Origin of the sequence: Streptomyces sp. NPDC046939 (assembly GCF_040644575.1) — a bacterium.
Classification (GTDB): Bacteria; Actinomycetota; Actinomycetes; order Streptomycetales; family Streptomycetaceae; genus Streptomyces.
On record NZ_JBEYWV010000033.1, the window covers coordinates 1 to 14,816 of the forward strand.

The window sequence follows — 14,816 nt, forward strand, 5'->3', positions numbered from 1 at the left end:
ACCATCCGAAATACCCACCCACCAGCACAACAACGAACTCGCATCAATGGCGAGAAACCCCGAACACCTCAGTGACCCCCTCCCCGAACCTCACAGTCTCGGTTGTCCTCATCGCGTTGCAGAGCCAGCCGGGCCAGGGCGACGGTGTCGCCGTGATGGGCGGCCTGCCATGCCAGGCTTTCGGCACCATCGCGATCTCCGGACTCTTCCCGCATCCAGGACAGGTCGTTCAGGCCTTGAGCATTGCCGTGCTGTGCGGCAAGGCGGGCCAGGGTTTCGGCACCCTCCAGGTCCCCGGCTTCCTCATGCATCCAAACCAACTGGACCACGGCCTTGATGTCACCGAGGTCAGCGGCCTGTCGGTAGAGAGCTAGTGCGCTGTTCTGGTCCTCCATTTCTTTCCGGATCCGGGCCAGAGCCCGCAAGACGTCGGTGTAGCCGTGGTCAGCGGCCTGCTGCGCCAGGGTTTCAGCGCTTTCCCGGTCGCCGGCTTCCTCTCGCCACTCGGCCAGGGCGGCCAAGGCGTGTGCAGAGTTGTGCTCGATGGCTTGCCAGGCGAGTCGCTCGGCGCCTTCACGGTCTCCGGCCTTCTCCTGCGCGAGGGCTGTCACACGCAGGGCGGTGGTGCTGCCCTGGGCGGCGGCACGGTGGCGGAGGTGGTGGGCCCATTGCAGGCGGTGCCTTGTTTCGGCTGCCCGGACAAGATTGTCCAGGTCGTCGGGGTGGGTGAGGTGTGTGTGGGCGGCGTGCCAGAAGGAGATGGGCGGGCAGAGGCGTGCCCGGGTGGTTGTGCCGTGCTGTTCTAGGTAGTCGGCGAGCCGATAGATCTGTCCCGTCGGCGGACTGGAAGGTGGCGGAGCGGCTGGAGTGGGAGCGGGTGGGCGACGTCGAGGGCGGGGGGTGGTGGGGCTGAGGGGTGCTTGTTTGCCGTGGACCGGTGCGGCGAGTTCGGTGAACGCCTTCTCGGCCCAGTCGTTGGTCAGTTGGTCGTAGTCGGTTTGGTCGAGGTAGTCGGAGGCGGCGTCGGCGAGGAAGGCGTGCGGGAGGTGGGGGCCTACGCCGAGGCGGCGTGCGTCCATCGCGGCATCGAGGAGCGCTTTGGCAGCCGGGGTTGCCTGCTGGTATCGGGTGAGGAGTTCGGGTGCCCCGGCCAGGTCCTGGGCGAGTCGTCCGTGGGTGCGGGCGCGAGTGAGGGCGTCGGCGAGTAGCCGGTCACCCGCCAGGGCAAGAGTCGCGGCAGCAGCCAGAGCCCGGGCGTCAAAGACCTCTGGCACCGTTACCGTGCGGCCGGCGAGTAGCGCCCTGGCTCGGTGGTGGGGGTCTTCCTGGCCCGGGGCGGGGATGGTCATGTACTGGTGCGCGTGTTCGGGCCAGAGGGTGGCCAGTACGAGGACCGGCCCGCGCTCCGGGTCGGTCAGAAGGTCGCGGACGGCCTGGGCGACCCGCTCGTCGCGCAGGTAGTGCTGGGCCTCGTTCAGCCAAATCACGGTGCGCGGCTGAACTCGGCGCAGGTCCTGAAGCATTGCCTCGGTCTGGGTCGGGTCGGGATGCCACAGTCGCCATGCCTGGTCAGCGAGCGGCTGGACCGATTCCCAGCAGGCCCGGGTCTTTCCGGTGGACGAGCTGCCCACCAGAACCACCATGCGGCTGCGGCCGACCATGACGTCCTGCACCGCGTTGCCCAGCGCGCGGTCGTGGCCGCGCCGTACGTACCCGGATAGCACTCTCTCCCCCGGCCGCGGAAGCGTGTCGGCGTGCTCAGGGATGCCGGCCGGATGAACCTCAAGATCGTGCGGCTCCCACTGGTCAATCAGTCTGCCCGGCCCCAGCCGCTCCGTGCTCCCGCTCTTTCCGTTTCCGGTGGCGCGGCGGTGCAGCGCCTGCAACTCCATGACCGGCAGCCTCAGAGCACGGGCCAGCGCTGCCACGGTGTGCGCTGAGGGCGCCGGACCATCGGGTTGGAAGGCTTGCGACGTAATCGTGCGCCCTAAGCCTGCAGCGCGGGCGAGGGACGTCTTGTTCAACGATGTGCGGGCCAGTCCGTCAGCTAGCTGCCTGCGCAGTTCAGCAAGGGCCGGATTGTCCCTTTGGTCCTCGCCCATGTGCCCGCCCCCCGGATCGTGAAGTGTTCGCTGGTGTTCATCTTCGCCCGGGCGAACCCCGGCGAACGCCACTTCTCCGACAGTCGTCCACGTCAACACCCATCGGATCACCGGAGCTTGGCATGGTCACCCTCGTCCTCCTCGCCACCGCACATGTGGTTATCCTCGCGCTGCTGGCCGCCGCTGGCGCAGGAAAACTCTCCCGCATGGACGGCGCGACCTACCCCACCGCACTCACCCCCGGGCCGCCGTCACCTTCGCCGCCGTCATCACCTTGGCCGCCACCGTCTCCAGCGCCCTCGCCAACCTCCTGACCTGACCGCCATAGAGCGCGAGCAGATTAGGGGGCGCTGTGCGTGAGGGTCACAGGGTGACCGCGAGCGCTCCGGAGACGGCCCCCGTGCCTCGGGCAGCGATCGCCTTCCCCAGGTCGGTGAAGGCATGAGTGGTGGTGTGCAGGTGCAGGCGGCAGGTGCCCAAGTCGTCCAACAGCGTGTGGAAGACATCGACGGGGACCTTGCGGCGGACCATGTTCACCGGCAGCAGCGCGATATCTTTCGCCAGCAGGGCTGGCAGATCGACGCTCAGCGTCGTCCCGGCGACATAGCCGATCAGGACCACACGACCGCCGGGCCGCACCGCCGGCAACAAGGTGGGGACCGTGTCGCCGCCGACGCTGTCCAGCAGCACGTCGACGCCGCCCTGCGCGCCGGTGGCGCCAGCCTGCGCAGCGTCGCCTACCAGGATCTCGTGCGCGGCCGCCGGTACGGCGGCGGTCTTCTTCTGGCTGCGGACCGCGGCCAGGACGTGGGCGCCGGCGCGGGCGGCGGGCTGGACAGCCCGGCTACTGGTACCCGGGCCAGAGCGGCGGCCCCGACCATCATGGCCGGCCACCACCTCGGCCGGACAGGTCAACCGCACGGCGTTCGCCTTCCTGCGCCCCACCGGGAATGGGGGCCGCAGGTCTGGCAGGCCATGAAGGCCTGGCCCCCTCTGCTCGGAGCTGCTCCGCAGGGCGGCAAGGGCCGCCCCGCCGGCAAACCCACCGTGTCCCGCCTCCAGGCGGCCACCGGTATCCGCACCAACATCGTCCACCAGCTCAAGGGCGATGAAGCAGACGGCGTCCTGCTGTTGCTGTCCGATGCCGGAAGCGTCCAGCGCTGGGCCACCGCAGACCCGGCCACCGACGAGGTCCTCCGTGTCCGGTATGTCGCCGTCACCCGCGCCCGCCGCCCGGCCGCCATCGCCCTGCCCGACGAGGAGAGCAACCAGCTTGCCCGGCTACTGACCGAGCGGCAGGTACCGGTCCGCGTCGCATGACCCTGCGTGTTGTCTGTCCCCGCACACGGCCGGGCAGACAGCACGAGCCTCGCGACAGCCTGCGGTTCGGCGTGCCCACGCTGTCGGCATCAGCGCCGGCACGAGGCCACCACCCGTGGACGGGTCTGTCCGCTTCGGGTCTTATGAGCTCAACCGGCCCACCGCCGGCCTGCGGCACGTTAGGGTCAACTTCCGCCTAGTCGCCGCGGTTTGAGGCGGTGACGGATTTCATTCACAGGGGGAGTCTGCGGGATGTACGGTCAGCTGACGTCGGACGTGCCACTCGGCCCGTTCGAGGGCACGACGATCACCGTATGGTCGGGTCAGGGCAAGCAGGCGAAACTGCATGCCACACCGTCGTGCTCGTATCTGCGCTCGGCTCGCGGTGTCGAACGGGCGGTACATCTGGATGCCGCCGTGGTCGGGCGGATGTGTCCGCAGTGCGGCACCTACGGGTCCTGGTCACGTCCGGGCACGGGGCTGGCGGTGTTCTTGGACACGTTGACCGGGCTGGGTCTGCTATACGAACTGGACAGCTTCCGCGATCCCGACGAGGACGCCTTCGAGGACGAAGAGGTCCGGCACGCGGCCGCCGTGCTGTATAAGCCCGTGGCCGACAATCCGGCGGTCCCTACCGAACAGGACAACGCGGAGCACGACGAGGACGGCGAGGCCGACACGTGGGAGGAGCTGCGGGAGGCCCAGCGTGTACGCGAGTCGGTGCTGCGGCAGTGGGGCAGCGCGCTGGCGAGCATGCACCGCACGCACCGGCAGCTGGCTCTGTTCCCTTGGCTGCGGGCCTGGGCCGGGGCGGCTCTCGAAGCGAAGGCCGGGTATCTGCGCGTCCTGCAGGAGCAGGCCCAGCTGCTGGTCGCCGAAAGGGCGCTGTTGGCGGCGGCCGCGGCGGCCGCCATGACGGAACCGGATGTGCCCGCCGACGAGCCGGCTTTCGCACCGCTGGGCGACCCCGGCGAGGCTCGCCGGCAGTTGCTGTCGCTGTGGCGGCGGTGGCGCCGCGCGGTCGAGGACAGCTGGGACGACCCGCGGCAGCAGACCTACGTGGTGCATCATCTGACCGACGCGATGCGCAGCCGCCGCAAGGGGCGCGACCAGATGCTGGAGCGGGCCCGGGCGGTGGTGGCAGGCTGGGAGGCCGACGTCCGAGCAGCGGCCGGAGAGAGGCACGACGAGCGGATTGTGGTCGCTCGTCTTCCCCGTGATGCGGCGGAGCGCGGCTCTGGCAAGTCGCTTGTTGACCGGCTGGGTGAGTGGGAGCTGGGGGTGCTCGCCTCGTACACGGCCGACGCTGTCTGGGAGCCGCAGTCCGTCATCACCGTGCGGGTGCCGGAGCCGGTGGCCGTGCGGCTGCTGACACAGCATCACACGCTGTCCTACAGCGAGCCGGAGACCGCCGAGGCCGAACATCTGGCGGCACAATCCCCGGCGGAACCCCGGCCTGCGGCCGGATCGGGTGTCGGGCCGGGGGTGTTCGACGACACGCCGGTCCACAGCAGGTGTCTGGTCAACGGCGAGCACCTGCGCGCGCTGCGCGCCGCTACGCGGGATGCCGAGCAGCTGTACGTGGTGTTCTCCGTTGGCAGCGGGCTTGAGGTCGTGGCGTTGAGCGTCCTGGAAGAACGGTGCGCTGCAGGATGGCAGGGTTCCATCATCGCCGGTGCAAGTGACCTCCCTGATGCGCTCTTCGCGCCCCGCCGGCCGTCTCCCGACGAGGAGGAATCCATCTGGCCCGCGCGTATCCACGATCCGCATCACGAGGCGTTCGGCAGCCATCTGAGCACGGCGGAGGGCGAACGGGTGCTGGTGCGGCTGTGCGAGGGGCGACGCGACACCGATCATGCACTGCGTTCCCTGGCCCTGGCCCGCGGCGTAGCCGACCTGCGCCAGCTGGAGGCTGTCGGGTACAACGACCGGGATTTTCCACACCGTCCCTTCGCATCGGCGGTCTGGCACGGTCTGCTGGCCATGGAGCAACTGGACCTGGAACCCTTCGAACCCGTCACCGATACCGGATGGCAGAGTGGCTCCGAGCTGCCGCTGGGCATACTCGCCGGAGTACAGGCCTACACCTCGGACGCGGACGGCCGGTATCAAGGCCGGGCCCACTCCCCCGATTGCAAGCATCGGCGTCCGGAGCGTGGAGTCAGCCGCGACGATGACCTGGTGACCATCAAGGAGTTGCTGGGCAACAAGGACTTCGACCCGTGCAGCAAGTGCGGCGGGTACGCCGTCCGCCGTCTCAGCCAGGACCAGGTCGCCTACTACCGTGCCGCACACCGGCTGCACGTCCTCGGACACCAGGTGCACTCTGCAGCGGTTCGCAGCAACAGCGCCGACAGCGCTGAACTGGCAGCGAAGTTGCAGGAGTTTACTGATCTGGACCGGGGGACTGCCCAGGCATGGTTCCCGTTGCGGAAGGAAGCCCGCAGGTGGCAGCAGACCGTGAACGCTCTGCTGGGTGAGCTGCCCGGATCGGCATGACCGCGGACAGGGCTCCGGCACTCGGCGGGAAGGCTGCCCGGCGTCCAGCGGGCCTCAGGCAAGCGCCCGTTGGACGCCTCGGCCATCGGGCACCCCTACCAGTTATCAGGCAGGCTTGGGTGTCGGTGTGTCACGCCGGGCTCAGCAGCACCTCTTCCAGGTCTTGCCAGCTTGGCGGCGGCTCGGCTGCAGAACGGACGACGGTCAGCAGCCGTCCGTCGAGGCAGGCGTCGAAGTGGCCTTCGGCCCGTGCGAGACGTTCTCGGACGCCGGCCTGGGGTGGGGGCTGTTCGGCCAGGACGGCCAGCAGCACCTCGCGCTGGGCAGGTCCCAGCGCGTCGGCGGGCACCCAGGTGCCGCGGACGGGATTGCCGGCGAGTTTCGCATCGAGTTCGGGGGCGGTGTCGTACAGCCGCTGCACCAGGCGGCCGGTCCGTGAGAGCGAGTCGGTCGTGGGCTGGGTGGGAGCAGCAGCAGGCACCGGCAACATGGTCCGCAGTGTGTCCGTGGCGGATGACGGGTCGAGTGGCGGTTCAGGTTCATCCGTCAGCATCTGCCCGAAGGGGCCCTCTGATGGTCTGCGCCGTCGCTCGTGCACGGGAAAGCGCCACTGATGGCCTTCGCTCTGCCGCTTCCAGCGGACGTCGAGTGCACCGTCCCAGCGTTTGTCCTGGGGGAGGAAGACGTCCACGGCGACGCCGGAGCGGCCGATCCAGACCCAGCTCATGAAGTAGGCGTGGTCCCGGTGGGCGGCGGACCATCGCGCCAGGTCCTGCAACCGGTTCTTCTGCTCGGCAAGGGGTCGTTGCGGCAGAAGTGTCTTGGTGCGGCGGTGTCGGCCGCGGGCCTCTCCCGCAACCCGGCCGCCGGGCAGATGGAACAGCAAATCGGGCCGGATCCCGCCCTTCTGATAGCCCGTAATGCTGCCCGGCAGTGCGTCGAAGCTGTGCAGCGGATGTGCCGTGTTGTCCCAGGCGAAGAGCGCTTCGCCGGCCGCCGTCAGCATGCCCAGGCCTGAGCTTTCGGCGATGAAGCCGCGGATGTGCCGCGCGCTCGCCGTGAATGCGCGGTGATCGACGCGAAGGGGGCCGCCGGCCCCAGCGGTATGGAGGTAGCTGGCAAGGAGACGGACCTCGAGCTGCTTGGTCCGGTAGTCGAGGACGCGGTTGTGGTCGCAGGTGAGCGCGTTGATGTGGATGAGCCGGGCCAGCCCGACCGGCAGCTCGCCCTGCCCAACCTCCGTGACGGTCACCACCGGCTCCTGCACCTGGAACTGCCACACCCGGGCTCGTACCGTGTTCACTTGCGCATTCCTCTTCTCATCTGCGTCGCACGCCGCGCCGTTCCCGGACGTGATGTGGTGCGCAACTCCCCCGTGTCGTCGGGGCTTTCACATCATGCCGTTGGTCCGGGACCATCCAGCGCGTGTCGGCCTGCTGCTTGTAGGGCTGCTGCGCAGACGGTGCCGTCGCTCACAGGTCCGGATCTCGTCCGGTCCTGATGAGTCCTGCCTTGGCCGGATCACCGGGTGGTGCGGAGGCTGCTGAGTGGTTTCCGGTCTGCTTCATGGCCCTATTGGCAGAGGGCTGTTGGCTGTGACGGAGTCCACCAAGGAGCAGAATCAGCCTCGGAATATTCCGTGTTAATGTTTTGAGGTCTGATCTGAGGTGGTGGGGTGTGATGGCGTCCGGTGACCTGCAGGCGCATCCCGGCATGCTCGCGCTCGCGCGCGAGTCGCGAGGCATGACGCAGGCCGACGTGGCCGCCGCCATGACCAAGGCCGCGCCTGCCGGGTCCGCGGTGGTGTCCCAGGGATACGTCAGCCGCGCGGAATCGGGACGCCTTGTGGTCGCCGACGACCGTCTTCAACTGTATGCCGCCGCCCTGGGCTACCCGGTAGACCTGCTGTGCCTGGATCCGCGGATGAGCGGGGTGGGGGTGGGGCTGATCCATCACCGCAAGAGAGCCTCTCTGTCATCCTCGGCGCTGCGCCGCATCCACGCCCAACTCGCCCTGGTGCGGCTGCAGGTAACAGGCCTCGTGCAGGCCGCCGCGGCAGCGGACGTGCCGCACCGCTTCTCCCGCGTGCTCCTGGACGACTTCACGACGGCCAAGGATGCGGCCCGGCAGGTGCGCCGCGCTTGGGGCCTGCCCAGGGGGCCGGTGGCGGATGTGATCGCCGCGATCGAGGAGGCCGGCGGCTTGGTCGTGATGCGGAGTCTCGGCAGTGAGCTGCTGGACGCGGTCAGTCAGTGGGACGACCTCCAGGTCCCGCTGGTCCTGGTCAACGACTATGCGCCGGGCGATCGTTGCCGCTTCAGTGTCGCGCACGAGCTGGGCCATCTGGTGATGCATCCCGCGCCCGGCACATCGAGCGAGCAGGAGAAGCAGGCCGACGCGTTCGCCGCAGAGTTCCTGATGCCCGCGGCCGACATCCGGCAGGCGTTCGCCGACGGCGTGGACTTGGCGCGGCTGGCGGAGCTCAAGCGCGTCTGGCGGGTGTCGATGAGCGCGCTGCTGCGGCGTGCGCTCACCCTGAACGCCATCACCGAATGGCAGTACCGCACGGTGATGGTGGAGATGTCGGCGCTCGGCTACCGCACGGCCGAACCGGTCGAGGTGGAGCCGGAGCGGCCCATGCGCGTGCCGGCGCTGGTGGACGTCCTGTTGTCCGACCGGGGCCTGGCGATCGACGAGGCGGCCGCGTGCGTCCGCCTGCTGCCCGAGGACTTCAAGCGCCTGTATGTGGCAGGCGACCGCTCGTTATCCCCTGAGCCGCTTCGAAGGTGAGGCCATGATCGACCCGTCTGCTCCGCTGCCGCGTCCGCGCTCCGATCTCACCGAGCCTCCCGACGTGCCGCAGGCCCTGTCCGGTGCGCTGAGCGTTCTGCAGGGGCGCATGCTGCTGCAGGTGTCTCCTGCACGTGTCGGTTATCTGCGCGGACAGCTTGATGCGGGCCGCAGCGGGTTGGTGCTGTGTGGGAAGAACGCGCTGCGCAAGGCGAAAAGGCTGCGCGAGGAGGAACAGTTCAGTGGGCCCTTGCTGGTCGATCCGGCTGTGTACGAGGTGCGGGCGGCCAGCGAGGAGGAGCCGTTCCCGCCCGCATCGCAGGACACCTTCGCCTTCGACGATCCGCTCGAGGTGTCGCTGGCGGAGCAGCGGGCGGTCGGTGTTACCGCGCCGGTGACCCCGACCGGCTACATCCACGCCGAGGACTCCGATGCCCTCAAGGCGGCGGTGCGGCGGGTGGCCGACCTGGACGATGCGCAGGTCGTCTTCGCAGCGCCGGTCGATGTGGGCTGGCTGCGGGAGGAGGACGCGGTGCGGCAGCTGATCGCCTGTCTGCGGCTGGTGAAGGGGCCCAAAGGGATCATGCTGGGCGGGCAGATGGACCCTCTCGCGCGTCATGCACGGGCCGTCGACCACCTGCGGCGGGTGATCGAGGAAGTGCCGGGAGCGGCGTTGCTGCGCACCGATCTGGCGGCCTTCGGAGCGCTGGCCGCGGGCGCCTCTTTCACAGCGTTCGGTGCCGGCAGCCGGCTGCGGCACATCGTGGCCCCAGGCGAGAAGGCGAAGACCAGCAAGGGCTTTTCGACATCGCCGCACGTGCTGTTCGCCGAGCTGATGGACTTCTTCCTCGGCAAGACCCTGGCCGACCGCTTCGCCGGTGCACAGGCTCCCGTCTGCGGTTGCGCGGCGTGTGAGGGGGTGTGGGCGCTGGATGAATTCGCCAGCAATGCCGGTGAACGGCCGGCACGGGCCGCCGCGCACAATGTGGCCGTGCTGATGGAGTGGCTGCGCACGCTGACTTCGATCACTCCCGGGCTGTCGCGTCAGCAGTGGTGGCACGAGCGTTGCCGAGCGGCGGTGGAGCAGTATCCGCTGGTGAACGTGCAACTGCGGCAGCCGGATGCCTTCAAGGTGCCCCAGCAGCTGAGGCGGTGGGCGCTAGCGGCCCCGGTCTCGGTGGCGGACGGAGCGAACGGGCAGGCGGCGGCCGACGATCAGCGCAGGAGCTGATACAGCTCCTCGGCGAAGCACCACGCGGCGGCGGTGTGCCGCTGCGGCCGGTACTCCTCCGGCGCGAGCAGCATCTCCACACCATGCTCGGCGGCGAGAAACACGCCGATGCCGTAGAAGTCGGCCTCCGCCAGCAGCTCTTCCAGGTGTGAAGGGCGGCGGGTGAGCAACATGGCGCGGCGGCAGAACGGCGCGAACCGGCCCGCGTCCCGCAGTCCCTGGCGCCATCCGGCAGCGCGCACCACGGCCAGGTCCACACGCACCGGCCGGACCGCGCGCCGCGTCACCGTCGTGCGGTCACGGTTCGCGGCGCCCGCGGGCAGGGCGCGTACGGCCCGCCGCTGGCCGGCGTCGAACGAGGCGAGGGGGACGGGGATGCCCACCGGCAGCGTCAGGAGGGTCTCCAGCACCGCCATCCGATCCAGCCGTCCTGCGGCGGCCTCCTGGCGCCGGGCGTGCTCAGCGGCATCCAGCCGGTGGAAGAACAGGGCCTCAGCGCCCTGCAGGGATGCGACCTTGGTCTGGGCGCCCGTCTCCAGCAGGGCGGCAGAAGCCATCCGCACGGAACGGCCGATCACGGAGTTCGCCAAGGTCACCATGGCCCCCACCCTGCCTCACCGGGCTTCGGCCGCACGCGGCGGCCCTGCCGACTATCCAACCCGCACGGGTACGGGCTGTTCTGCCAAACAGCTCAACAGGCCTTCGAGACACTGCCAGAGCGCGTCGTTGTCGCTGCGCCGGTACCAACGGCGCCGCTCCCCCGGCGTCCGGGGCAACCGCTCAGCCAGCCCGGCCTCCACCAGGGCCCGAATCGGCGCCTGGTAGACACTCGCCGGTGCATTGCGGGCGACGGCAAGGTCTCCCAGGCATACGCCCTGCGCGTCCGCTGCCGCCAGCGCCCCCAGCAGCTCCGCCCGATAGCGGTTACCGAAGACCCGCACGGACACCTCACGCAACCGCTCCAAGGCCTCTTGAGACATAATTCATGATTCGCTAATCACTAATCGTCTGTCAAGGGCGCGGCGCAACCGGTCATATCTGCCGACGGCGTGCGTACCATCGGTCAGGAGAAGGCGTTGGCCAGAGCGCTGGTGATCGTCGCGGCCAGGGTGAGGGTCGCGGCGAAGGCGAAGGCGGCGCGGGTGAGGGCGGCGGAGTAGGTGGCGTGCTCACGGCGGGCGAGATAGCCAGCTGCGCCGCCGATGAGAACGGCGACCAGGAGGGTCATCGCGCATGCGAGCATGATCACGGCGGTGCGGTCGGACATTGGGGGAACTCCTCTTCCGCCAAGGCGGGTTGTCGTGGGCGAGTGTCGTGAAGCGCCTGTCCGCCGTGGTGCGAGCGGACGAAGATGAACACCGGCGAACAGCCGACGGGAGGAGTAGGGCGAGCGAGTGACCACCCAGAGTTTCGAGGACCCGGCGGCAGCTCTGGGCGAGTTGCGTGGCCGCCTGGAGGCCGGGCTGGCTGCGGTAGGCCTGACGAAGACCATGCTCGCCCGCCGTGCCGGGCTGGGGCGTACGACCGTCAGCGAAGCGTTCAGCAGCGCAGCCGAGGTGCCGTCGGCACAGACGGTGGGGGCACTGGCACGCGCCCTCGGTCTTGATCTTGGGCCGCTGCTGGCCCTGCGTACCGCCGCCGTCGGCGGGGCTGACGTCGTCGGCGAGGACGGGGCGTCGGTCGGACGGCCGATCGCCCAGTGCAATCCACACGACCTCGAAGTCCACCCGGCCGCCGCGCCCCCGCCAACGGGGGACGCAAGTTCACCGGTTGCGGCTGGGCAGCAGCGGGCGGCCTCCGCCTTGCCTGCATATGTTCGCCGCCCGCACGATGGGCAGCTGGCTGAGCTGGTTGCCGCCACGGTGTCGGATGGGCGCAGCAGGATGGCCGTGCTGGTCGGTTCGTCCTCGACCGGGAAGACGCGCGCCTGTTGGGAAGCGGTCCAGCCGCTGGCCGAGGCGGGGTGGCGGCTGTGGCATCCCTTTGATCCCACCCGTGCCGAGGCGGCGCTCGCCGATCTCGCCCGGGTGGATCCGGGAACGGTGGTGTGGCTCAACGAGGCGCAGCACTATATCGGCGCGGGCCGCGGGCTGGGCGAGCGCATCGGTGCCGCGCTGCATGGCCTGCTCACCGACCCGGCGCGGGGTCCGGTCTTGGTGCTGGGCACGTTGTGGCCCCAGTACGCCGAGGCATACGCCACGATCCCCCGGGTCGGCGAGGAGGATCCGCATTCGCAGGCGCGGGAGTTGCTTGCTGGCCGATTGATCCATCTGCCGGACAGCTTTGACGCGACCGCGGAAGCCGCTGCCCAGGCTCTGGCCGCCGCGGGCGACCGACAACTTGCGCACGCTCTGGAAAGTGCAATCGACGGGCGGTTAACGCAGTTCCTTGCGGGAGCGCCTGAGCTCTTGCACCGCTACGAAACGGCCACGCCGGCGGCGCGGGCGGTCTTGGACGCAGCCTTGGACGCCCGCCGCCTGGGCTCTGGCCTCCACCAGCCTGTGTCCTTCCTGGAAGCAGCGGCGGAAGGCTACCTCACCGACGACGAATACGACACGCTCGCCGACAACTGGCTTGAGCAGGCCCTCGCCGATCTCAGCCGTCCCGTGCACGGCAACCTCGCTCCCCTGCGCCGCGTCCGCCCGCGCTCAGCACAACGCGTCCCTACCAGCCCGATGCCCGTCTACCGCCTCGCCGACTATCTTGAGCAGCACGGACGCAGTCAGCGCCGACTGCTGTGCCCTCCGGCTTCGTTCTGGCACGGAGCATGCGGCCGCCTCACCGCTGCTGACGAGCGAGTCGCCCTCGGTGAATCGGCAAGGCTACGTTGGCGATTGCGGATGGCGGCCGAGCTCTTCCGGGCCCCGGCCGCAACCGGCCACCCACAGGCGCTACTGGGACTCGCGCGCATCCACCTCACCCTGGGCAGCGATCAGCATGCCGAGGACCTGTACGGACTGGCCGCGGATGCCGGATCCGTCGCTGCCCTCGGCGACTTGTACTGGTTGCGGAAACAGGCGGGCGACGAGGACGCCGCCCGGTTGATCGACCAGCGGGCCGCCGACGCCGGCGATCTCATCGCGACCCTTCGCATCTCGGTGAAGAACACGCCAGAAGAAGAACAAGCAGCCCAGGACGCGGAGTTCGTTACCGAACAGGAGGCCGCGGTGGCCGCCGGAGGATACGCCAGCATGGTCGACTACCTGACTGCACTGACGACGGAGTCCTGGACCGACACGGGCTACACGCGGCTTCAGCGTCAGGCCCACGATCAGGCTTATGACGACCCCTACGACTACCTGTTCTCCCTGTGGTCTAGGACCGGCAACGACGAGGTCGGGAAACGTCTCTGCGAGGCAGCAGCCGCTACAGGCCATCCAGAGGCGCTGTACCAGCTGGCTGTCCGGAAGTCCGAGTCCGAAGAGCATGTTGCCGCCATGGACCTGGCTTCCAGAGCAGCAGAGACTGGTCACATCCAGGCGGCTCGAATGCTTGCCTGGGATCTGGAGGCAGCGGGAGACATCGCCGGAGCGGAGCACTGGCACCGAAGAATGGCGGAGTACGGCGACGACGAACACCTCATGGCCGTGGCACGTCTGCGGCAGCAGGTCCACGACACGGCGGGCGCTCTGGCCGTGTACCGGGAAGCTGCGGAGACAGCGAGCGTTGACCTTGTCCACTGCCTCAGCTGGGCCGAGGACACCGCGTGGCGGGATCTGTGCCCGTACGGCTTCGACCCCGACGGCACCCCCAGCGCACCGTGGCAGGCGCCACTGCCCGGCTGACCGGACTGGACGGTGTGCTGGCACACCTCCATCACCGGACCTGCTCTGCAGGGCAGGCCGTGGCCCGGGAGCTCTCAGGTGTCCATGCCGGGACTAGCTCGAGACACACGGGAAAGGACCCGGCCGGCAAGGCACCGCGCATTGGTGGCACGACCTTGCACGGCGAGTGCATGCTGTGGCCCACAAGGCTGGTGTAGACGGCTCGCAGCTGGCAGGAGCGCTGAAGAATTTCGCCGGTCTGAACCGCGACCGGGCCAGGGATAGTTTTCGGCATCGGGCGAAGCACTCCCGTGGCAGCAGGCCGTGGCCCGTCCGCGCGGTGAGCTGACCGGCCCCGGGTGGTCTAGCTGTACTCGGCCGGGAGGTTGGTGACACGCCTGCTGCCGGTTGTTGATCATGGGTGGACCTCCGGGCGTAGTGGAGATTGCCGTCTTCACTCACCTCGGAGGTCCTGGTGGCCCACGCTAATGCCCGGCTGACCTTTCACGGCAGATGCCTGCTGGTGCGTCGCGTCGTCTTCGACCGGCGCCCGGTCGCGCACGTCGCCAAGGAGCTGGGAGTCTCCCGGCAATGCGCTCACGCTGGGTCAACCGCTACCGGGCCGAAGGCTGGCCGGGGCTGCACGACCGCTCCAGCCGCCCCCGCACCTGCCCCAGACGCACGCCGCCCGAAGTCGAGGAGCGTGTTCTTGAGGCCCGCCGACGCCTGCGCCGGGGGCCGGAGCAGATCGCTGAGGCCGCCCAGGTCCCCGCCCGAACGGTGAGCCGAATTCTGCGCCGTCACCGCATGCCGCCGCTGGCGGCCTGCGACCCGCTGACCGGGCAGGTGATCCGCACGGTGCGCACCAGCACCGCACGCTACGAGTACCACCAGCCCGGCGGCCTGGTCCACGTGGACGTCAAAAAGCTCGGGAAGATCCCTGACGGCGATGGCTGGCGGGCCCACGGCCGCAGCGAGGACGTCCGGGGCCGCGGCATCGGCTACGACTACGTGCATGCCGCGGTCGACGACCACTCCCGCCTGGCCTACGCCGAGATCCTGGCCGACAAGAAGGGCACCATGCTCGCAGGGCCGCTGTCGCGAACGGGT

The 14,816-nt window shown here is 69.4% G+C and carries 10 protein-coding genes and 1 pseudogene; 6 read left to right on the top strand and 5 right to left on the bottom strand.

Annotated elements, in window-relative coordinates:
• Window positions 1-68: 68 nt before the first annotated feature.
• Window positions 69-1,892 (bottom strand): hypothetical protein, encoded by a 1,824-nt coding sequence (locus ABZ877_RS30285; protein ID WP_361077473.1) that lies wholly within the window; start codon window positions 1,890-1,892, stop codon window positions 69-71.
• Between the two features lie 573 nt (window positions 1,893-2,465).
• Window positions 2,466-3,023: a zinc-binding dehydrogenase gene (locus ABZ877_RS30290; RefSeq protein ID WP_361077476.1), complete on the bottom strand. Its 558-nt coding sequence runs from the start codon at window positions 3,021-3,023 to the stop codon at window positions 2,466-2,468.
• Window positions 3,024-3,077: 54 nt separating this feature from the next.
• Here ABZ877_RS30290 and ABZ877_RS30295 point away from each other — a divergent pair, with 54 nt between their 5' ends.
• Entirely contained in the window at window positions 3,078-3,422 is a 345-nt protein-coding gene (locus ABZ877_RS30295) for a hypothetical protein (protein ID WP_361077479.1), read from the top strand.
• 252 nt (window positions 3,423-3,674) lie between these two features.
• A complete protein-coding gene (locus ABZ877_RS30300) occupies window positions 3,675-5,921 on the top strand; it encodes a hypothetical protein (protein WP_361077482.1) in 2,247 nt (748 codons plus the stop codon).
• 130 nt (window positions 5,922-6,051) lie between these two features.
• Here the strand turns inward: ABZ877_RS30300 and ABZ877_RS30305 are convergent, their stop codons facing one another.
• A complete protein-coding gene (locus ABZ877_RS30305) occupies window positions 6,052-7,224 on the bottom strand; it encodes a hypothetical protein (RefSeq protein WP_361077485.1) in 1,173 nt (390 codons plus the stop codon).
• 377 nt (window positions 7,225-7,601) lie between these two features.
• Between ABZ877_RS30305 and ABZ877_RS30310 the strand changes: the two genes are divergently transcribed.
• Together ABZ877_RS30310 and ABZ877_RS30315 are read left to right on the top strand one after the other, a co-directional pair.
• Window positions 7,602-8,711 (top strand): ImmA/IrrE family metallo-endopeptidase, encoded by a 1,110-nt coding sequence (locus tag ABZ877_RS30310; protein ID WP_361077488.1) that lies wholly within the window; start codon window positions 7,602-7,604, stop codon window positions 8,709-8,711.
• 4 nt (window positions 8,712-8,715) lie between these two features.
• Window positions 8,716-9,942: a hypothetical protein gene (locus ABZ877_RS30315; RefSeq protein WP_361077490.1), complete on the top strand. Its 1,227-nt coding sequence runs from the start codon at window positions 8,716-8,718 to the stop codon at window positions 9,940-9,942.
• On the opposite strand, the gene ABZ877_RS30320 is transcribed toward ABZ877_RS30315, so the two are convergent.
• Both ABZ877_RS30320 and ABZ877_RS30325 read right to left on the bottom strand, forming a co-directional pair.
• Window positions 9,927-10,541, bottom strand: coding sequence for a hypothetical protein (locus ABZ877_RS30320; RefSeq protein WP_361077493.1), 615 nt, complete (start codon window positions 10,539-10,541; stop codon window positions 9,927-9,929). The genes ABZ877_RS30315 and ABZ877_RS30320 overlap by 16 nt on opposite strands.
• Before the next feature lie 464 nt (window positions 10,542-11,005).
• On the bottom strand, window positions 11,006-11,209 hold the full coding sequence (locus ABZ877_RS30325; protein ID WP_361077496.1) for a hypothetical protein: 204 nt from the start codon (window positions 11,207-11,209) through the stop codon (window positions 11,006-11,008).
• A gap of 127 nt (window positions 11,210-11,336) precedes the next feature.
• Between ABZ877_RS30325 and ABZ877_RS30330 the strand changes: the two genes are divergently transcribed.
• A complete protein-coding gene (locus tag ABZ877_RS30330; protein ID WP_361077499.1) occupies window positions 11,337-13,727 on the top strand; it encodes a helix-turn-helix transcriptional regulator in 2,391 nt (796 codons plus the stop codon).
• Between the two features lie 454 nt (window positions 13,728-14,181).
• Window positions 14,182-14,810, top strand: a pseudogene (locus ABZ877_RS30335) (leucine zipper domain-containing protein); the annotation flags it as partial.
• Window positions 14,811-14,816 lie beyond the last annotated feature (6 nt).